This is a genomic window from Zavarzinia sp. (genome assembly GCF_041650655.1).
GTDB lineage: Bacteria > Pseudomonadota > Alphaproteobacteria > Zavarziniales > Zavarziniaceae > Zavarzinia.
Genome location: NZ_JBAZKR010000005.1, coordinates 1 through 19,964, shown reverse-complemented (window position 1 = coordinate 19,964; position 19,964 = coordinate 1). Strand labels below are relative to the sequence as shown.

The 19,964-nt window shown below is 68.5% G+C and carries 20 protein-coding genes; 15 read left to right on the top strand and 5 right to left on the bottom strand.

From position 1 onward, the window contains the following. Positions 1 to 193: 193 nt before the first annotated feature. Positions 194 to 2,101: a SurA N-terminal domain-containing protein gene (locus WC493_RS01915; RefSeq protein WP_373061945.1), complete on the top strand. Its 1,908-nt coding sequence runs from the start codon at positions 194 to 196 to the stop codon at positions 2,099 to 2,101. Then, entirely contained in the window at positions 2,098 to 3,612 is a 1,515-nt protein-coding gene (trpE, locus tag WC493_RS01910; protein ID WP_373061943.1) for an anthranilate synthase component I, read from the top strand. Before WC493_RS01915 ends, trpE begins: the two co-directional genes overlap by 4 nt. On the opposite strand, the gene WC493_RS01905 is transcribed toward trpE, so the two are convergent. After that, positions 3,557 to 4,600, bottom strand: coding sequence for a divergent polysaccharide deacetylase family protein (locus tag WC493_RS01905; protein ID WP_373061941.1), 1,044 nt, complete (start codon positions 4,598 to 4,600; stop codon positions 3,557 to 3,559). The two genes, trpE and WC493_RS01905, sit on opposite strands and share 56 nt — an antisense overlap. Before the next feature lie 279 nt (positions 4,601 to 4,879). On the opposite strand from WC493_RS01905, the gene WC493_RS01900 reads away from it, so the two are divergent. The 8 genes from WC493_RS01900 to WC493_RS01865 all read left to right on the top strand — a co-directional run bounded on the left by WC493_RS01900 (position 4,880) and on the right by WC493_RS01865 (position 11,481). Then, positions 4,880 to 6,505 (top strand): bifunctional anthranilate synthase component II/anthranilate phosphoribosyltransferase, encoded by a 1,626-nt coding sequence (locus tag WC493_RS01900; protein WP_373062036.1) that lies wholly within the window; start codon positions 4,880 to 4,882, stop codon positions 6,503 to 6,505. Next, a complete protein-coding gene (trpC, locus tag WC493_RS01895; RefSeq protein WP_373061939.1) occupies positions 6,502 to 7,305 on the top strand; it encodes an indole-3-glycerol phosphate synthase TrpC in 804 nt (267 codons plus the stop codon). The genes WC493_RS01900 and trpC overlap by 4 nt, the downstream gene beginning before the upstream one ends. After that, positions 7,302 to 7,778 (top strand): cyclic pyranopterin monophosphate synthase MoaC, encoded by a 477-nt coding sequence (moaC, locus tag WC493_RS01890; protein ID WP_373061937.1) that lies wholly within the window; start codon positions 7,302 to 7,304, stop codon positions 7,776 to 7,778. Before trpC ends, moaC begins: the two co-directional genes overlap by 4 nt. Further along, complete coding sequence (gene glp, locus WC493_RS01885; protein ID WP_373061935.1) at positions 7,775 to 8,977, top strand: gephyrin-like molybdotransferase Glp; 1,203 nt, start codon at positions 7,775 to 7,777, stop codon at positions 8,975 to 8,977. The genes moaC and glp overlap by 4 nt, the downstream gene beginning before the upstream one ends. Before the next feature lie 14 nt (positions 8,978 to 8,991). Further along, entirely contained in the window at positions 8,992 to 9,942 is a 951-nt protein-coding gene (gene pip / locus WC493_RS01880; RefSeq protein WP_373061933.1) for a prolyl aminopeptidase, read from the top strand. A gap of 86 nt (positions 9,943 to 10,028) precedes the next feature. Further along, positions 10,029 to 10,733, top strand: a complete 705-nt coding sequence (gene lexA, locus WC493_RS01875; protein ID WP_373061931.1) for a transcriptional repressor LexA — start codon at positions 10,029 to 10,031, stop codon at positions 10,731 to 10,733. 65 nt (positions 10,734 to 10,798) lie between these two features. Beyond that, positions 10,799 to 11,119, top strand: a complete 321-nt coding sequence (locus WC493_RS01870; RefSeq protein ID WP_373061929.1) for a helix-turn-helix transcriptional regulator — start codon at positions 10,799 to 10,801, stop codon at positions 11,117 to 11,119. A gap of 38 nt (positions 11,120 to 11,157) precedes the next feature. After that, a complete protein-coding gene (locus WC493_RS01865) occupies positions 11,158 to 11,481 on the top strand; it encodes a DUF2000 family protein (protein ID WP_373061927.1) in 324 nt (107 codons plus the stop codon). Here the strand turns inward: WC493_RS01865 and WC493_RS01860 are convergent. Next, positions 11,472 to 13,499, bottom strand: a complete 2,028-nt coding sequence (locus WC493_RS01860; RefSeq protein ID WP_373061925.1) for a ComEC/Rec2 family competence protein — start codon at positions 13,497 to 13,499, stop codon at positions 11,472 to 11,474. The genes WC493_RS01865 and WC493_RS01860 overlap by 10 nt on opposite strands. 115 nt (positions 13,500 to 13,614) lie before the next feature. Here WC493_RS01860 and gltX point away from each other — a divergent pair, with 115 nt between their 5' ends. The 5 genes from gltX (at position 13,615) to WC493_RS01835 (ending at position 17,529) form a co-directional block, all read left to right on the top strand. Then, positions 13,615 to 15,042 carry a glutamate--tRNA ligase gene (gene gltX, locus WC493_RS01855; RefSeq protein WP_373061923.1) on the top strand — a complete coding sequence of 476 codons (1,428 nt, stop codon included), beginning with the start codon at positions 13,615 to 13,617 and terminating at the stop codon, positions 15,040 to 15,042. Positions 15,043 to 15,208: 166 nt separating this feature from the next. Next, a complete protein-coding gene (gltA, locus tag WC493_RS01850) occupies positions 15,209 to 16,504 on the top strand; it encodes a citrate synthase (RefSeq protein ID WP_373061921.1) in 1,296 nt (431 codons plus the stop codon). An 8-nt stretch (positions 16,505 to 16,512) separates the two neighbouring features. Then, positions 16,513 to 16,740, top strand: a complete 228-nt coding sequence (locus WC493_RS01845) for a hypothetical protein (protein ID WP_373061919.1) — start codon at positions 16,513 to 16,515, stop codon at positions 16,738 to 16,740. Between the two features lie 220 nt (positions 16,741 to 16,960). After that, positions 16,961 to 17,233, top strand: coding sequence for a hypothetical protein (locus WC493_RS01840; protein WP_373061917.1), 273 nt, complete (start codon positions 16,961 to 16,963; stop codon positions 17,231 to 17,233). Beyond that, positions 17,230 to 17,529, top strand: coding sequence for a hypothetical protein (locus tag WC493_RS01835; protein ID WP_373061915.1), 300 nt, complete (start codon positions 17,230 to 17,232; stop codon positions 17,527 to 17,529). Before WC493_RS01840 ends, WC493_RS01835 begins: the two co-directional genes overlap by 4 nt. A 4-nt stretch (positions 17,530 to 17,533) precedes the next feature. On the opposite strand, the gene msrP is transcribed toward WC493_RS01835, so the two are convergent. The 3 genes from msrP to WC493_RS01820 all read right to left on the bottom strand — a co-directional run. Beyond that, positions 17,534 to 18,544, bottom strand: a complete 1,011-nt coding sequence (gene msrP / locus WC493_RS01830) for a protein-methionine-sulfoxide reductase catalytic subunit MsrP (RefSeq protein ID WP_373061913.1) — start codon at positions 18,542 to 18,544, stop codon at positions 17,534 to 17,536. 85 nt (positions 18,545 to 18,629) lie between these two features. After that, positions 18,630 to 19,139: a Dps family protein gene (locus WC493_RS01825; protein WP_373061911.1), complete on the bottom strand. Its 510-nt coding sequence runs from the start codon at positions 19,137 to 19,139 to the stop codon at positions 18,630 to 18,632. A gap of 92 nt (positions 19,140 to 19,231) precedes the next feature. Beyond that, on the bottom strand, positions 19,232 to 19,964 hold a 733-nt coding region (locus WC493_RS01820), incomplete at its 5' end, for a pyridoxal phosphate-dependent aminotransferase (protein WP_373061909.1).

The window sequence follows — 19,964 nt, the reverse complement described above, 5'->3', positions numbered from 1 at the left end:
CGTTCCTTTTATTGTGTGATCGTTTCGTGTCGGAGGTCGTCTAGCAAAGTGCAGTGCTTTGGAAAAGGCCGTTGGCGGTCCGAAGGCGCCATGCCGCAGGCGGCCAGCCGCCGGAACTTGCGGCAGCCGGGGCCTCCCCCTATCATGCGCCGCCTGCGTTGCCGACGGGCGGCCTCAAGGATTTCGCTTCACCATGCTTCAGACCCTTCGCAAGGGCGCCTCGACCTGGGTCGTCCGCCTCTTCCTCGGCATCCTGATGGTCAGCTTCGGCATCGGCATCTGGCAGGGCAACAGCCTGTTCCGGAACAGCAAGGACGACACCGTGGCCTCGGTCGGCGGAACCGACGTGGCGACCCGCAGTTTCCAGATCGCCTTCGATCGCGAATTGCGCCGCCTGCAGACCCAGCTCGGCGGTGCCTTCACCCGCGAGCAGGCGCTCACCTTCAACGTCCAAGGCGCCGTCCTGAGCGAACTCATTTCCGATGCCACGGTGACCGAGGCGGCACGCACCTTCGGGATGCGCGTGCCGGACGACCTGGTCGCCCGCGAGATCGCCGCCCTGCCCGCCTTCCAGGATTTCACCGGCAAATTCGATGCTGCCCGCTTCGCCCAGGTGCTGCGTCAGGCCGGCATGAGCGAGGCGATGCTGACCGACCAGATCCGGCGCGAGTTGCTGCGCGCCCAGCTCTATGGCCCGGCCGCGAGCGGTGCACGCACGCCGGAGGTGGTCGCCGCCACGCTCTATCGCCATCAGAACGAGCGCCGGGTGATCGACTATTTCACCGTGGCGCCTGCCGCCGTCGGCAAGCTACCGGCGCCTGAGCAGGCCGCCATCGACGACTATTACAAGGCCAATCCCCAGGCCTTCACCGCGCCCGAATATCGCGCCGTCACCCTGCTCGTGGTCGATCCGGCCGCGGTGGCCAAGACCGTGACGCCGAGCGAAGACGACATCGCCGCCGCCTATGAGGAGCACAAGGCGGATTATGTCGCCGAGGAACAGCGCGACATCCAGCAGATGGTGCTGAAGAGCAAGGAAGATGGCGACGCCGCCCTGGCCAAGCTGAAGGCCGGTGCCGATTTCGCCGCCGTCGCCAAGGAGACGGCCGGGGTCGCGGAGGCCGATACCAAGCTCGGCCTGGTGACCAAGGGCGGCTTGCCGCCGGAACTCGCCGATGCCGTCTTCGCGGCAGCGGAAGACTCGGTCGGCGGGCCGGTCGAATCGCCGCTCGGCTTCCATGTCTTCAAGGTCCTGAAGATCGTGCCCGGTTCGACCAAGCCGCTCGCCGAGGTGCACGACCAGTTGCGCGACACCCTCGCCCTCGAAGAGGCGACCGGCAAGGTCGCCGAGATCGGCAAATCGCTGCAGGACGAACTGGCCGGTGGCGCCACGCTGGACGAAGCCGGTCAGCGCCTGAGCCTGCCGGTCCTGAAGATCGCCGCGATCGACAGCAGCGGACTCGATCCGGACGGCAAGCCGGTCGAAGGCCTGCCCAAGGCGGAGACCCTGCTCTCCTCCCTGTTCCAGGCCGAGAGCGGCCGCGACGGCGAGATGCTGGATACCGAAGGCGGCGGCTATGTCGTCGGCCGGGTCGACAGCGTGACGCCCTCGGCGCTGCGCCCGCTCGATGCCGTGAAAGACAAGGTGATCGCCGGCTGGCAGACCCAGGAACGCAAGACCCGGCAGAAGAAGCTGGCCGACGACCTGGTCGCCGCGGTGAACGGCGGCAAGGCGATCGAGGACGCGGCCAAGTCGATCGGCGCCGTGCCCGGCACCGTCGGCCCCGGCACGCGCAGCAACGATCCGATCTTCGCCGCCCTGCCGCCCGCCCTGGTCAAGGCCCTGTTCGGCCTGGACAAGGGCAAGGCCACTGCCGCCCCCGCGGCCGACGGCGACGACATGGTGGTGGCCGCCGTCAAGTCGATCGAAATCGCCGATCCGGCCGCCGACGCGGCCGGCGTCAAGGCGGTGGCCGAGAAGATGCGGGGCGATTATGCCGGCGACCTCGCCGCCATCTTCGAGTCCGATCTGCGGGAACGCTTCGGCCTGCATATCAACGAAACCGTGTTTGCCGCTCTGACCTCACGATCCGCGCCATGACCATCCAGCCCGACTTCGAGACTTTCGCCGCCGCCTATAACGAGGGCAAGGCGCAGGTCGTCTGGACCGCCCTGGCGGCCGACCTGGAGACACCCGTCTCGGCCATGCTGAAACTGACCGACGGGGAGCCCTATCGCTTCCTGTTCGAATCGGTCGAGGGCGGGGCCGCCCGTGCGCGCTATTCGATCATCGGCCTGAAGCCCGACCTGATCTGGCGCACCCGCGGCGACAAGGCCGAGATCAACCGGATCGCCCGGGCCGACCGCCACCGCTTCAGCCCCTGTTCCGCCGGTGCCCTCGCGTCGCTGCGTGCGCTGATCGCCGAGAGCCGGATCGACCTGCCCCCCGAGCTGCCGCCCATGGCCTCCGGCCTCTATGGCTATTTCGGCTACGAGATGGTGCGCCTGGTCGAAAGACTGCCGAACCAGAAGCCGGACCAGCTCGACATTCCGGATTCGCTGTTCGTTCGGCCGTCGATCATGGCGATCTTCGATTCCGTGAAGGACGTGGTCACCGTGGTTTCGCCCGCCTGGGTCGAGCCCGGGGTGGACGCCCGCGCCGCCTATGCCCGCGCGGCCGAGCGGATCGCCGACACGGTGGCCGATTTCGAACGCGACCTGCCGGTGACGCGGGGCGACAATTCGCCCGTCGGCGCCATCACCCAGCCGCAGTCGAACATGTCGCGCGGCGACTATCACGCGATGGTGGCCAAGGCGAAGGACTATATCGCCGCGGGCGACATCTTCCAGGTGGTGCCGAGCCAGCGCTTCCGCCTGCCCTTCGCACTGCCGCCCTTCGCGCTCTACCGCTCGCTGCGCCGGCTCAATCCGTCGCCCTTCATGTTCTACCTGGACCTGGACGGCTTCTCGGTCGTCGGCTCCAGCCCTGAGATCCTGGTTCGCCTCCGCGACGGCAAGGTGACGATCCGCCCGATCGCCGGCACGCGGCCCCGCGGCATCAACGAGGAAGCCGACCAGGCGCTGGAGAAGGACCTGCTGTCCGATCCCAAGGAATTGGCGGAACACCTGATGCTGCTCGACCTCGGCCGCAACGACGTCGGCCGGGTTGCCAAGATCGGCACGGTGAAGGTGACCCAGCGCAACGTGATCGAGCGCTACAGCCACGTCATGCACATCGTCTCCAACGTCGAAGGCGAAGTGGGCGAGAAGTTCGACGCGGTCGACGCCCTGCTGGCCGGCTTCCCGGCCGGCACCGTCTCCGGGGCACCCAAGGTCCGGGCGATGGAGATCATCGACGAGCTGGAGCCGGAACGACGCAACCTCTATGCCGGCGGGGTCGGCTATTTCTCCGCCAACGGCTCGATGGACACTTGCATCGCGCTCCGCACCGCGGTGGTGAAGGACGGTACCCTGGTCGTCCAGGCTGGCGGCGGCGTCGTGCTCGACAGCGACCCGGAAGCCGAATATCAGGAGAGCTGCAACAAGGCCCGCGCCGTCATCCGCGCGGCGGAGGAAGCGATCCGCTTCGCTTCCCGGAACCAGCGGCACTGACCGCGTCATACCGCGGTTCGTAGTCGATCGTCAGGCCGTCGCGCCTGGCGATCACCACCGAGACCGGCACGAAGGCGATACCCCGGGCCTTGGCCTGGGGAATGAAGCGGGCCAGGGCCTCGATCGTCATGGCATGGGGATGGCCGATCGCGATGGCCGACCCCTTGTCGCGGGCGTGCCGCTCGGCCAGGGCCAATTGGGCGTCGATCGCATTGGCGCCGATCTCGTTGTCCAGGAAGACGTCGCGCGAGGCAGTCGGAATGCCGGCCGCCTTGGCCACGTCTTCGCCGATGCTGGTCGCCGCCGTGCGGGAATCCAGGAACAGCAGGCCGCGCGCCTTCAACTCGTCGGCCACGATCTTCATGCCGGCGGCATCCGAGGTGAAACGGCTGCCCATGTGGTTGTTGATGCCGACGAAGCCTTCGTGGCGGTCGAGCTGCCAGCGCAGGCGGTTCAGGATTTCGGTGGGTGACAGGCCGACGGTCAGCGCCTTCGGTCCGGGATCGGCATTGCCCTGCGGTTCCATCGGGATATGGACCAGCAACTCGTCGCCCTTGGCCCGGGCGCGCTTGGCGAATTCCTCGGTCCCGTCGGCATAGCCCATGATCGAGATGGTGACCGGGGCGTCGAGCTCGAGCAGGTCTTCCATCTCGTGCTTCGCCAGGCCGACATCGTCGATCACGATGGCGATCACCGGTTTCTTGCCGAGGCCGGGGAGCGGCGGCACGGCGAAGCGCTGCCAGGCCGGACGCATGTCATAGGGCGCCTCGCCCGCGGTCACGGGCGGCGGCGGCGCCACCATGGCGACTTCGCGGGGGCTGTCGACCGGCTTCACCGTGGTGCGCGGCGCCGGGGCCGCGGCGGGCGCCGGCTCGGCGGCGGCGACCGCGCGCTGTTCAACAGCGGGATGCCGCCACGGCCCGTCGTCGACCGCGCGCATGAGGAGGAAGCCGACCGCGACCGCGACCACCGTGGCCCAGGCGGCCACAATACCGCGCCGAACGCCGGGCCTGCCGATCATACCCCCACGACGGCCGCGCCGGGGGCGGGCCTTGGTGGTGCGGCGGCGGGTACCCGGGCGCCTGCTGGGGCTGTCGCTGCTGGCCATGACCTCGAATCACCAGTCCTTTCTGCAATAGCGCCACGTTTGCCCCCCTGCGGCAATGCCGGCGGGACCTGCGCCCCTTGACGGGGACGGCGCCAGGGGGTTGGATCGCGTTTCGCCGCGGCGACGGTTGCCGTGGCAGAGGAGCTTTGGACCAGGACGATGATCGCGCTGATCGACAATTACGACAGCTTCACCTACAACCTCTACCACTTCCTGGGGGAACTGGGGGCCAAGGTCGAAGTCTGGCGCAACGACGCGATCACGGTCGACGAGCTGGAGGCCCAGAAGCCCGACGCGATCGTGCTCTCGCCCGGCCCCTGCACGCCCGATCAGGCCGGCATCTGCCTCGAAACCGTGCGCCGGCTCGGCCACAAGATCCCGATCCTCGGCGTCTGCCTCGGCCATCAGGCGATCGGCCAGGCTTACGGCGGCCGCGTGATCCGCGCGCCCATCCCGCTGCATGGCAAGGTGAGCCCGATCCATCACCGCGACAAATCGGTCTTCCACAGCCTGCCGACGCCCTTCAAGGCGACCCGCTACCACAGCCTGATCGTCTCGCGCGAGAACCTGCCGGAAGACCTGGACGTCACGGCCGAGACCGAGGACGGCCTCGCCATGGGCATCGCCCACCGGGTTCATCCGGTGCACGGCGTGCAGTTCCACCCCGAGAGCATCGCCAGCGAACACGGCATGGTGCTGCTGGAGAATTTCCTCTCGCTCGCCGGGGCCCTGCCCGGCAACCAGCGAAAGACCCGGGCGCCGACCACCAACGCCTTCAAGACGATCCTGGCCGAGGTCGCCACGGGCGAACCGCTGTCGCGCACCTCGGCCCGCCACGCCTTCGACCTGATGATGTCGGGCGATGCGTCGAACGCTCAGATCGGCGCCTTCCTGATGGCGCTCCGGATCCGCGGCGAGACGGTCGAGGAACTGGCCGCCGGCGTCGACATCATGCGCGCCAAGATGCGCAAGGTCGAAGCCCCGGCCGATGCCATCGACGTCTGCGGCACGGGCGGCGATGGTGCCGGCACCTGGAATATTTCGAGTGCCACGGGCTTCGTGCTCGCCGGCCTCGGCGTCCATGTCGCCAAGCACGGCAACCGGGCGCTGTCGTCGCGCTCCGGCTCGGCCGAGGTGCTGGCGGCGCTGGGCGTCAAGCTGGACCTCGACCCGGCGACCATTTCGCGCTGTATCGAGAAGACCGGCATCGGCTTCATGTTCGCGCCGAACCACCACAGCGCCATGCGCTTCGTCGGCCAGGTGCGCACCGAGATGGGCACCCGGACCCTGTTCAACCTGCTCGGCCCGCTGTCCAACCCGGCCGGCGTGAAGCGCCAGTTGCTCGGCGTCTTCTCCAAGGCCTGGGTGCGCCCGATCGCCGAAGTGCTGAAGGCGGTCGGCACCGAGAAGGCCTGGGTCGTTCATGGTTCCGACGGTCTCGACGAGATCACCACCACCGGGCCGACCCATGTCGCCGAACTGCTGCCCGACGGCACCATCCGTGAATTCGACATTTCGCCCGAGGACGCGGGCCTGCCCGTGGTCGATGCGGCGGAACTGAAGGGCGGCGATCCGCAAGCCAATACCTTTGCCATGCGGGCGCTGTTCGACGGCGTGAAGAACGCCTATCGCGACGTCGTCTGCCTGAATGCCGCCGCCGCCCTGATCGTCGCCGGCAAGACCGAGACGTTGAAGGAAGGTGTCGCCCTGGCGCAGGCCTGCATCGACGACGGAAGGGCGCGCAAGGCGCTCGACGCCCTGGTCAAGGTTTCGAACAAGCCATGAGCGACACGCTGGCCCGGATCTGCGCCTACAAGCGCGACGAGGTGGCGGCCGCCAAGGCTGCCCGCCCCCCGGCCACGGTCGAGGCGGCGGCACGCACGGCTTCGGCGCCGCGCGGCTTCGCCCGGGCGCTCGCCGACCGCCACGCCCGGGGCGGCTTCGCCCTGATCGCCGAGGTCAAGAAGGCGAGCCCGTCCAAGGGCCTGATCCGGGCGGATTTCGATCCGCCGGCCCTTGCCCGCGCCTATGAGGCGGGCGGCGCCACCTGCCTTTCGGTGCTGACCGACGGGCCATCGTTCCAGGGCGATCCCCTCTATCTGACCGCGGCCCGGGCGGCCTGTTCGTTGCCCGCGCTGCGCAAGGATTTCATGGTCGACACCTATCAGGTGGCGGAAGCGCGCGCCTGGGGCGCCGACTGTATCCTGGTGATCATGGCGGCGGTCGACGATGCCCTCGCCCTCGACCTCGTGCAGGCGGCGCAGGACTTCGGCATGGACGCCCTGATCGAGGTGCACGACGGCGCCGAGCTGGAGCGGGCACTCGCCCTGCCCTCGCCCCTGATCGGCATCAACAACCGCAACCTGAAGACCCTGAAGGTCGACCTCGCCACGGCGGAAACGTTGGCACCGCGCGTGCCGGCGGGTCGCATCTGCGTCGGTGAGAGCGGGCTCGAGAGCCACGCCGACCTGATGCGTCTCGCCGCGGTCGGGGTGCGCAGCTTCCTGGTCGGCGAATCCCTGATGCGCCAGGCCGACGTGACGGCGGCGACGCGCCGCCTGCTCGGCCTCGAGGCGGCGGCGTGAGCGCGCTCTCCCATCTCGACGAGCAGGGCCGCGCCACCATGGTGGACGTTTCGGCCAAGAACGAGACGGCACGCACCGCCGTCGCCCGCGGCATCGTCCGCCTACGGCCCGACATATTGGGTGAGATCGCGGCCGGCACCATGCCCAAGGGCGACGTGCTGACCGCCGCCCGCCTGGCCGGCATCATGGCGGCCAAGCGGACCGACCAGTTGATCCCGCTGTGCCACAGCCTGCCGCTCGATTTCGTCGGCATCGACTTCGCCCTCGACCATTCGGCCGGTACCATCACAATCACCGCGACGGCGCGTACCAGCGCCCGCACCGGGGTCGAGATGGAGGCACTGACCGCCGTCTCGGTCGCGGCGCTGACCGTCTACGACATGGCCAAGGCGGCGGACAAGGGCATCGTCATCGGCGAAATATGCCTGCTCGCCAAATCCGGCGGCAAATCGGGCGACTGGGTCGCGCGATGATCCCGGTCGAGGACGCGCGTGCCCGGATCGTGGCCGCCCTGGAGCCCGTCGGCACCGAAGTGGTGCCGCTCGCCGAAGCGCTCGGCCGGGTTCTCGCGGCGCCGGTGGCGGCCCGGCGCACCCAGCCGCCGCTCGACCTTTCCGCCATGGACGGCTGGGCCGTGCGCGCGGCCGATCTCTCGATCGTGCCCGTCGCCCTCGACATCGTGGGCGAATCCGTGCCCGGCAAAGGCTTCTCCGGCCTTCTCGGCCGCGGTCAGGCAGTCCGCATCTTCACCGGGGCGCCGGTGCCGGACGGTGCCGACGCCATCGCGATCCAGGAAAACACCAGCCACGACCACGACCGGGTGACGGTACTCGAAAGCGCCGCCCCGGGCCGCTACATCCGGCTGGCCGGTCTGGATTTCCGGCGCGACGAGATCGTCATGGAAGCACCGCGCCGCCTCTCCGTCCGCGATGTCGCCCTGCTCGCCGCCGCGGACGTCGCCATGGTCGAAGTCCGCCGCAAGCCGCGGATCGCCGTGCTGGCGACGGGTGACGAACTGACCGCCCCCGGCAGCGAACGCGGCCCGGCCCAGATCGTCGATGCGGCGCGGCCCGCCCTGCTCGCCTTCATCGAGCGCGCCGGGGGTATTCCGGTCGATCTCGGCATCGCGCGCGACAACCCGGACGAGATCGCCGAAAAGGCCGCCTGCGGCATCGAGGAAGACCTGCTGGTCACGCTCGGCGGCGCCTCGGTCAGCGACCGCGACCTGATCGCGCGCGTGCTGGCGGATGGCGGCGGCGGCCTGGATTTCTGGAAGATCGCCATGCGCCCGGGCAAACCGCTGATGTTCGGGCGGCACTGCGGCGTGCCGCTGCTGGGCCTGCCCGGCAATCCGGTTTCGGCGCTGGTCTGCGCCCTGCTCTTCCTGGGGCCGGCGCTCGACCGGCTTTCGGGCCTGGAGCCGCGGCCACTCGCCCCGATCGACGTCCGGCTGGGCGCCGATGTCGCGGCCAACGACCGGCGCGAAGATTATCTGCGCGCCCGCCTGGCCCCTGGGACCGACGGCGTGCCGGTGGCGACACCCGCCCCCCAGCAGGATTCGTCCCAGCTCCGCATCCTCGCCGAGGCCGACGTGCTGATCGTCCGCCCGCCCGGCGCCCCGGCGCTGGCCGCGGGCGCCCTGGTGCCGGCGATCCCCCTCGACTGGTTCTGAAGGACCATCCGACCATGCGCACCGAGCTCTATCCGGAAATCGAACCCGTCCTGTCCGGCCAACTCGACACGGGCGACGGCCATAGCCTCTATTGGGAAGTGTCGGGCAATGTCCGCGGGCTGCCGGTGGTCTTCGTGCATGGCGGGCCCGGCGCCGGCGCAAAGCCGGTGCATCGCCGCTTCTTCGATCCCGAAGTCTACTGCATCGTCGTCTTCGACCAGCGCGGCGCCGGCCGCTCCCGCCCGCTCGGTGCGACCGACGGCAATACGACCCAGAACCTGGTCGCCGACATGGAGCGCCTGCGCGAGCACCTGCGCATCGACCGCTGGATGGTGTTCGGCGGAAGCTGGGGCTCGACCCTCGGGCTCGCCTATGCCGAAACCCATCCCGAGCGAGTGCTGGCCCTCGTGCTGCGCGGCATCTTCCTGTGCCGGCCGAGCGAGATTCAGTGGTTCCTCTATGGCATGCGGGAGATCTTCCCGGAGAATTGGCGGCGCTTCGCCGAATTCCTGCCGGAAGCCGAACGCGGCGACCTCCTGCACAATTACCACCGCCGCCTGATCGATCCCGATCCCGCCGTGCATATGCCGGCGGCACAGAGTTGGAGCACCTACGAAGGCTCGTGCTCCACCCTGCTGCCGAGCCCGGAAACCGTGCTGGGCTTCGCCGACGAGGTGACGGCGCTGGGCCTCGCCCGGATCGAGGCCCATTATTTCGTGAACGACAGTTTTCTCCGCCCGAACCAGCTGATCGAGGATGTCGGCCGGATCCGCCATATTCCGGCGGTCATCGTGCAGGGGCGCTATGACATGGTCTGCCCGATCCGTTCGGCCGACGACCTGCACGGCGCCTGGCCCGAGGCCGCCTATCAGATCATTCCGGACGCCGGCCACAATGCCTTCGAGCCGGGGATCCGCGCCGCCCTGGTCGGCGCCTGCGAAAAGTTCAAGAAGCTCGGCGCGTGAGCGGCTTGACGCCGCACAGGAACCAAAATAGAACAGTTTCCGGTGTTCTTTTTATGTTCCCCGGCTGATTCTGCGGAGGGCGCGGCGTGCTGACCAAGAAGCAATATGAGTTGCTCGTCTTCATCGACGCCCGCCTGCGGGAAAAGGGGGTCTCGCCTTCCTTCGACGAGATGAAGGACGCCCTCAACCTGAAATCCAAGTCGGGCATCCACCGCCTGATTACGGCGCTCGAGGAACGGGGCTTCATCCGCCGCCTGGCCCACCGCGCCCGCGCCCTCGAGGTGCTGCGCCTGCCCGACCCGATCAAGACGACGCGAAGCCCGCGCATCGCCACCTCCGAAGGCAAGGTCATCACCGGCACTTTCACCACCCCCCTGCCCGCCGCCAGGACGGACGAGGCGGCGGGTTCGGTCACCTTGCCGCTGCATGGGCGGATCGCCGCCGGTACCCCGATCGAGGCGCTGTCGGACAATTCGCGCAGCCTTGCCGTGCCGGCCAGCCTGCTCGGCAAGGGGGAGCACTACTGCCTCGAGGTGCAGGGCGATTCCATGATCGAGGCCGGCATCCTGGACGGCGACATCGCCATCATCCGCCGGGCCGATACGGCGGAGAACGGCACCATCGTGGTGGCCCTGGTCGACGATGCGGAAGCGACGCTGAAGCGCCTGCGCCGCAAGGGCAACACGGTCGCCCTCGAACCCGCCAATGCCGCCTATGAGACGCGCATCTTCGGGCCCGACCGGGTGAAGGTGCAGGGCAAGCTGGTCGGCATCCTGCGCCGCTATCACTGAATTCGGCCGCGGCGGGGACATCCTGGCTCGACTGCCGGCGCGATCCGGCGGGCGGCATCGAATGGGTGCGGGGCTTCTTCCCCGGCCATGCCTTCGATCTCCATTCCCATGACGAAGTCCTGATCGGCGTGACCGAGCAGGGCGTGCAGAAATTCCGCTGCCGCGGCGCGCCGCGGACCAGCAACACGCCCGGCCGCGCCATCCTGATCGAGCCGGGCGAGGCGCATGACGGCGACAGCCCGGAACTGGCCGAGGGACCGGCGCCGGCCGGCGTGGCGGCCGAGGTCGGCTTTGCCGATCAAAGCGACCTGGGCCGCTGGTTCCGCCGCGCCTATGGCGCCACGCCAGCCACCTACCGCCGTCTCTGCACGGGCGTTCCAGACTGAGAGAAACCGGACGGCCAAGATCGGGGCAGGAGGATGCCATGACCGAGACCCTGCCGACCGATCCCGACGCCGCCCCCGTGTTCGACACCAAGGTGGCCCTCGTGCTGCGCGACGACCTGCTGGCCTGGCAGAAGCTCAATATCGCCGCCTTCCTGGCCACTGGGATCGCCGCCGCGGCGCCGGAAACACTCGGCCTGCCCTATGTCGATGCCGCGGGGCGGATTTACGGCCGGACGCTGGGCCAGCCCATGATGATCTTCGCGGCCGAGGACGCCCTGGCGCCGGACTTGGTGGGCCTCGCCCTGCGCGGGCCGCGCAAGGCGGTCGACAAGGCGGTGAAAGGCCTTTGCCTTCACTCATAAGCGGCTGTCCAGGGCCTCTGTCCGCGCCCTGCCGTGGTCGAGGTGACGCTGCCGTCGACCCCGACCGACAGCGTGCCCGCCCCGGCGAGCCGTGGCCGGTCGAGCACCAAGCCGGAACAGGCGAAATCGGGCGGCCGCGCGGCGGCGGGCAGCACGACGAAATCGGCGCAGGGCGGCACCGCACTGCCCCCGGCGACCACCAGTTCCCGGCCATCCGCCAGCGTGAGGCGGCAGGCCTTCGCGCGGCAGGCCTGACGGCGGTCCAAGGCCTCGGTCTCCGGCAGGCCCAGGAATTCGCCCCATTGCTCGACCATGAAACGGGGCGTGCCCGGCGGCAGCACGACCAGCCGCTCCCCCACGGGCGCCGCCACCGCCTTACCGTCCTCATGGACGAGGAAGAGCGGCGGTGCCTCCGCCCGGTACCACCAGGCGAGTATCGCTGCCAGGGCGAAGGGCAGTGCCGTCAGCCGGAGCCAATGGCGCCACAGCAGAAGCGAGGCACCGGCCAGCACAAAGAGGGCGAGCGCCCCCTGCCCCATCGCCGGCACCGCCAGCGCCGCCCCCGGCCAAGCCGCGATCGCCGCCGCCAGGTCATCGACCCAGCCGATGCCGAGGCCGAGCGCGGCGAGCGCCGGCCCTTCGGCGCCGAGGGGGGCCAGCACAGCCGCGGCGACCGCGGCCGGCATGATGACGAAGCCGGTGATCGGCACCGCCACCAGGTTGGCCGCCAGCCCGTAAAGCGACAGCCGCCCGAAGTGGGCAATGGCGAAAGGCGCCGTCGCCAGCGTGGCGAGCAGGCTCGATGCGAAGATGCCGCCGAGCGCCAGCAAGACCCGGCGCAGCCAGCCGCCCCCGGCGCGCCAACCGGCGAGACGCGGCCGCACGCGCTCATAGCCGGCGACCAGCACCGCGACTGAAGCGAAGGACATGCCGAAACCGGGCGACAGAATGCTCTCCGGCTCGATCAGCAGGATCGCCAGGGCGGCGATGGCGACCAGGCGGAGCGTGACCGCCAGCCGGTCCACCAGGACGGCGAGCAGGACGATCGCCGTCATGATGAAGGAACGCTGGGCCGGCACGTCCAGGCCGGCCACCACCGTATAGGCGGCGGCCGAGAGCAGGGCCACCGCCGCCGCCCATTTCTTCACCGGATGGCGGAGCGAGATGCCCGGCACGGCGGCCAGCAGGAAACGCAGGGAGAAAATCACGATCCCGGCGGCGAGCCCGATGTGCAGGCCCGAGATCGAGAGGATGTGGGAAATCCCGGCCGCCCGCCAGCGGTCCTCGACCGCGGCCGGCACCGCCCCGCGGAGCCCCACGGTCAAGGCCGCGGCGATCGCCCCTTCCGGGGCCGGCATGGCGGCGACCAGACCGTCCGCTACCCGCTGTCGCCAGGCAGCGAGACTGTCCGGCGCCCCGCCCTCCAGGCGGACAGGGGCCGCATCGGCATAGCCGACCGCACCGATGCCGTCGAACCACATCGCCCTGCCGTGGTCCGGCGCCCCGGGCAGGGCCGGCCCCGGCGGCGGCAGGAGCACGGCGGAGACCGAGATCCGCGCGCCGGGCGCGATCGCCTCGAGCGCCACCGACGGATCGAAGGAGAGACGGATCCGCCGCGGCGGCGGCCCCGCGAGGCCGCCGATGGCGAGATCTTCCAGCACCGCTCGGGGCCGCTGGTCGGGCCGCGCTTCGCGCTCCACCACCGTGCCCTGCAGCTCGACCGGCCCGTTGCGTTCGGCGATCACCGGCGTTCCGACGGCCACCGCGCGCAGCTTGGCCGCCGCGAAACCGCCGGTCAGGGCGAGGGCCGCGATCAGGCCGATGCCCAGGGCCCCCCCGGCCCGTGTCGCCACCAGGAGGCAGAGCAGGAGCACCGCCGGCGCCAGTGCCGCGGCCAGGCTTGGTTCCCAGGCCAGGGCCAGATAGGCGGCGTCGCCCGCCCCCACCAGGAAAGGCAGCCAGAGGAACCACCGCTCGCGCTCCGCGAGCAGCAGCCGGGCGACGCTCGATACGGCCAAGGTTCAGGGCGATCCGGTTGCGACCATCGCCGAATGGTAGCAAGCCGAGACAGGGGTGTGATCAGCCAATTCGCCATGCTAAACAGGGGGCCGTCACAAACTGCCCGCGCTGCTCATGTCCGCCATCGTCACCCGCTTCGCCCCCTCGCCCACCGGTTACCTGCATATCGGCGGCGCGCGGACGGCCCTGTTCAACTGGCTTTTCGCCCGCCATTTCGGCGGCATCTTCCGCCTTCGCATCGAAGACACCGACCGCCAGCGGTCGACCGAAGATGCCATCCAGAAGATCTTCGAGGGCCTGCAATGGCTCGGGCTCGACTGGGACGGCGAGGTGGTCTTCCAATTCGCCCGGGCCGAACGCCATGCCGCCGAGGCGCGCCGCCTGGTCGCCGAGGGCAAGGCCTATTACTGCTACTGCACGCCGGACGAGCTGACCCGGATGCGCGAAGAGGCGCGGGCCCAGGGCCTGCCGCCCCGCTACAACGGCTATTGGCGCGACCGCGATCCGGCGGAGGCGCCGGCCGGCGTCGCCCCGGCCGTGCGCCTGAAGGCGCCGCGCGAGGGCGAGACCCTGGTGCAGGACCTGGTCCAGGGCGACGTGCGCTTCCCCAATACGGAGCTGGACGACATGATCCTGCTCCGCTCCGACGGCACGCCGACCTATATGCTCTCGGTCGTGGTCGACGATCACGACATGGGCATCACCCATGTCATCCGCGGCGACGACCATCTGACCAATACGGCGCGCCAGACCCAGCTCTATCTGGCGCTCGGCTGGGACGTGCCGGCCTTCGCCCATATCCCGCTGATCCACGGGCCGGACGGTGCCAAACTGTCGAAGCGCCACGGGGCGCTGGGCGTCGACGCCTACCGCGACCTCGGCTACCTGCCGGAGGCGATGCGCAATTATCTGCTCCGTCTCGGCTGGGGCCACGGTGACGAGGAAATCATCTCGACCGAGCAGGCGATCGAATGGTTCGGGCTCGAAAACGTCGGCCGCTCGCCCGCCCGCTTCGACTACGCCAAGCTCGACAATCTGAACGGCCACTACCTCCGCCAGGCCGACGATGCCCGCCTGGCCGGCCTGATCGCGCCCAAACTGGCCGAGACCGCGGGTCATGCCCTGACCGAAGCCGAAACCAGCCTCGTCACCCGCGCCATGGAGGGCCTGAAGGCCCGGGCCAAAACCCTGGTCCAGCTCACGGAGTCGGCCCGCTTCCTGGTCACGCCGCGGCCCCTGCCGTTCGACGCCAAGGCTGAAAAGCTGATCGCCAAGGGCACCCCCGGCCACGACCGGCTGAGCGCCCTGGCCGACGAACTGGCCGCGATCGACAGCTTTTCGGCCGCGCAAATCGAGGGTGCCGCGCGCGCCCTGGCGGAGGCGACGGGGGCCAAGCTCGGCGACATCGCGCAGCCGCTCCGCGCCGCCGTCACCGGCTCGACAGTCTCGCCGCCGATCTTCGAAGTGGCGGAAATCCTGGGCCGCGACGAGACGTTGGCACGCATCGCCGACGCCCTTCGCCATGCCGGAGGTCACCACTAAAGGATAGCCTTGAAAAGGTGCAGTTCGGCCACGAGGGCCCTATTCGTGCCGAAATGCTTAGCAGTATAATAGGGCGAGCTTCATCCGAAACGCGCAGGGCCCCCTCCCCTCAGGCCAGGCGTCGCGTCGAATTCGTCACAAACGACCCTTAACGGAGTAAAGCGAGATGGCCGAACGGACCTCTGTCGTTCTCGAGGATGGTGGCAAGAAAACATCGTATCCCGTCTTGGAAGGGTCTGTAGGGCCGAAGGTGATCGACATCCGCAAGCTCTATGCGGAAACCGGCTATTTCACCTTTGATCCCGGCTTCACTTCGACGGCAAGCTGCGAATCGAAGATCACCTATATCGACGGCGACGAAGGCGTCCTGCTCTATCGTGGTTATTCGATCGACGAGCTCGCGGATCAGAGCGATTTTCCCGAAGTCTGCTACCTGCTGCTGAACGGCGAACTGCCGACGGGCGCCCAGAAGGACAAGTTCGTCAAGGCGCTGACCTATCACACCATGGTGCACGAGCAGCTCGCGATGTTCTATCGCGGCTTCCGCCGTGACGCCCACCCGATGGCGGTGATCTGCGGCGTCGTCGGCGCGCTCTCGGCCTTCTATCACGACTCGACCGACATCAACGACCCGCGCCAGCGCCTGATCGCCAGCCACCGCCTGATCGCCAAGCTGCCGACCATCACGGCGATGGCCTACAAATATTCGATCGGCCAGCCGTTCATGTATCCGCGTAACGATCTCAGTTACTGCGAGAACTTCCTCTACATGACCTTCGGCGTTCCCTGCGAACCCTACAAGGTCTCGCCCACGCTCGCCTCGGCGCTGGACAAGATCTTCATCCTGCACGCCGACCACGAACAGAACGCCTCGACCTCGACCGTCCGCCTGGCCGGTTCGTCGGGCGCCAATCCCTTCGCCTGTATCGCCGCCGGCATCGCCTGCCTGTGGGGCCCCGCCCATGGCGGCGCCAACGAAGCGGCGCTGAACATGCTGCAGCAGATCGGCACGCCCGACCGCATCCCCGAATACATCGCCAAGGCCAAGGACAAGAACGATCCGTTCCGCCTGATGGGCTTCGGCCACCGGGTCTACAAGAATTACGACCCGCGCGCCAAGGTGATGCAGGCGACCGCCCGCGCCGTGCTCGACGAGCTCGGCGTGCATGACGATCCGCTGTTCCAGGTCGCCATGGAACTCGAGAAGATCGCGCTGCACGACCCCTACTTCATCGAGAAGAAGCTCTACCCGAACGTCGACTTCTATTCGGGCATCATCCTGAAGGCGATGGGCTTCCCCACCACCATGTTCACCCCGCTGTTCGCCCTGGCGCGCACCGTGGGCTGGATCGCCCAGTGGTCGGAAATGATCGCCGATCCCCATCAGAAGATCGGCCGTCCGCGTCAGCTCTACACCGGTTCGCCCCGGCGCCCGTTCGTGCCGGTCGAAAATCGCGGCTGAGCCGGATCATGGAGTTCCCGGCCCCCGGCGGCAGGCCACGGCGCGACGGCGCCCGTGGCCGCTCGCCCGGGGCCGGCCTGGTCCCTCCTGGCACGGCGGCCGGCTGGATCCGGCTGGACCGCCCCGCCAACGACAATCCGGCCCCCTGGGGCCACCGGATCCGCCACCTGCTTCGCCTGTCCCTGCCCTGGGCGACCATCGGTCTCGCCGCTTGGTCGCTGTGGCATTTGCTCTGACCGGCAGCGGCCGGCTCCCCCCGGACCGGCATTATCTCCAAAACGGTTTTATTTACTGAGGCGGCGCCAGGGCGCTTACCGCCTTTCCGGCGGTCTTCACTCATTCAGCCCAAATCGGCTCGGAATCTGCAACCGTTTTGGTTTCTGTTGCCGTCGATAACGGGCGGTTTTTTGGGGCAATCTGTCGTTACAGTCGCTTTGTTTCGAGGGATCGCCGACCATGGATGGAGACCCGCAGTCCGCAGTCGCATTGACTCTGAGACGCATCGACATCATGCAGCGTGAGGTCCAGGCCAGTGTCCTGGAAACCATGATGCGGGTGAATGAGGAGTTCCTGGAGCATCAGCTGCGCCACGAAGAATTGGCCTTGGTGAATGAAATCGCGCGGGAGCTGAAGGCCGGCCTCAGCTTTGCCGCCGAGGTGGCGGATCACCTGAAGACCAGTGCCAAGGCGGGTCCCGTCGCCGTCAACGAGAGGGTGCACGCACGATGAGCTATGCCGCCCACCACCGCCCCGGCATCTACCGCGAAGGTGCCGCCGTCGCCCCGACCTACCGCGAACGCCAGCTCGTCGACCTGCTGCTGGCGCTGAACCGGCCCGCCAACCGGGACCGCTACGGCTTCCTGCAGCGCGACACCGCGCGTATCGAACTCGGCCTCAGCGAACTCGAGATGGACGTGCTGCTCCGCACCGCACGCCAGCGGGGCTTGATCGAAACCCAGTCGGGCTACGACCAGCTCTCGCTCACGCCGCGCGCGCTGCAGAAGATCGCCAGCCTCTGGAGCTGAACCGTCACATGTAGAGGGGTTCGCGCTCGAGCCCCTTGTAAAGTCCGGCGACCATCTCGCCGTAACCGTTGAAGAGCAGGGTCGGGCGGCGCTCGTCACTGCCCAGCACCCGCTCGAAGGCCTGGGACCAGCGGGGGTGCGGGACCTGCGGGTTCACATTGGCCCAGAAGCCGTATTCGTCGGGCCCCAGGTCCTGCCAGAAGGTCACCGGCCGCTGGTCGGTCAGGGTGATGCGGACGATCGACTTGATCGACTTGAAGCCGTATTTCCAGGGCAGCGCCAAGCGCAGCGGCGCGCCGAACTGGGGTGCCGCCGGCTTGCCATAGACGCCGGTCACCATGAAGGCGAGATCGTTCGCCGCCTCCTCGATCGTCAGGCCCTCGACATAGGGCCAGGGATAGAGGCTCTGGCGCTGGCCCGGTGCCATCTCAGGATCGTTGAAGGTTTCCATCCGCACGTATTTGGCGGAGGACAAGGGCTCGACCAGGGCGAGCAGGCGGCTCAGCGGGAAGCCGGTCCAGGGCACGGCCATCGACCAGGCTTCGACGCAGCGGTGGCGATAGAGCCGTTCCTCGAAGTCCATCTTGGCGAAGAGATCGTCGATCGCATAGGTCGCGGGCTTGGCCACCATGCCGTCGATCGTCACCGTCCAGGGCCGGGTCTTCAGCCGGTCGGCGGTCGCCCAGATCTGCTTGTGGGTGCCGAATTCGTAGAAATTGTTGTAGGTCGAGGCCCATTGCTCGTCGGTCAGCGGCCGGTCGATGGCGAAGCCGTCGTTCCGCTTGGCCGGATAGCGGCCGGCGGAGGGATCGGGGGGGGCTTCGGTCGCCCCGCTCTGCGCGGTCGGCTTGCGGCCCGTGTCGGCCGCACTGTCCTCGCCGTCGCAGCCCGCCAGCACGAAGGCCGCCCCGGCGGCCGCCGCCTTGATCAGGCCGCGGCGGTTGAAGAACAGATGTTCCGGCGTCGCCTCGGACTCGCGGAGCATGTCCCACGGTTTGCGGATGCGGATCGACATGGCTCTCCTCGACGGCAGGGACTGACTGAGGAGTAGTTCGCCCGATCCCGCCGGCGGGTTACGCCGGCGGGTGAGAAATCGACATTCAGCCGATCGAGGAACGCAGCATCCAGGCGTGCTTCTCGGACGCCTCGATGCGGCCGACCAGGAGGTCGGCCGAGGCCACGTCGCCGAGTTCGCCCAGTTCCGCCTCGGCCTTGCGCAGGCTGCGCACCAGGGCCTCGTTGGCGGCGGCAAGGTCGCGCACCATCTCGTCCGCCGTGGCGCCGGCGATCGGCTCCGAGACCGAGGTCAGCTTGGCGAAGGCGGCCAGCGAGCCGGGCGCCTTCTCGCCCAGGGCACGGATGCGCTCGGCGATGCCGTCGATCGCGTCATGCAGCTCGTTGTACTGGCCGTCGAACAGGCTGTGCAGGCTCTGGAAGAACGGCCCGGTCACGTTCCAGTGGTAATTGTGGGTCTTCAGGTAGGTCGCGAAAGTGTCGGCCAGCACCGCGGTCATAATGCCGGCCGCCTTCTTGCGCGCAGCCTCGTTCAGGCCGATGTCGATGCCCGCTTCGTTCTGCCCGGCCGCTTTGGCCTTGCTCGATTTCGCCATGGTCACTTACCTCCTTCGATTTCCACAATGTAGGCAGGGACAAAGGCCTGGGCAAGGTATTTTAGAAATATTCTAAAATACCTTGCCGATCGTCAGGAGAGCGCAGCGCAGGCCCGCTGGATGCGGGTGCAGGCTTCTTTCAGGGCCTCGTCCGAGGTGGCGTAGGAAATGCGGAAATAGGGCGACAGGCCGAAGGCCGCCCCCTGCACCACTGCGACCCCTTCGCTCTCCAGGAGGTAGGTCACGAAGTCGCCGTCGGTCTCGATCACCTTGCCGTCCGGCGTCTTCTTGCCGATCACGCCCGCACAGGACGGATAGACATAGAAGGCCCCTTCCGGCCGCGGGCAGTTCAGCCCCTTGGCCTGGTTCAGCATGGCGACCACGAGGTCGCGGCGTTCCTTGAAGCGCTCGGCTCGGGGCGCGATGAAGTCCTGCGTGCCGGTGAGCGCCTCGACCGCGGCGGCTTGGCTGATCGAACAGGGGTTCGAGGTCGACTGGCTCTGGATCTTGGCCATGGCCTTGATCAGGGCGACGTCACCCGCGGCATAGCCGATACGCCAGCCGGTCATCGAATAGGCCTTGGAAACGCCGTTCACGGTCAGCGTGCGCGCATAGAGCCCGGGCTCGATCTCCGCCGGGGTCACGAACTTGAAATCGTCGTAGACGATGTGTTCGTACATGTCGTCGGTCATGATCCAGACGTGCGGATGCTTCATCAGCACGTCGCACAGCGGCTTCAGGTCGTCGTAGGAATAGGCCGCACCCGTCGGGTTCGAGGGCGAATTCAGGAACACCCATTTGGTCTTCGGCGTGATCGCCGCCTCG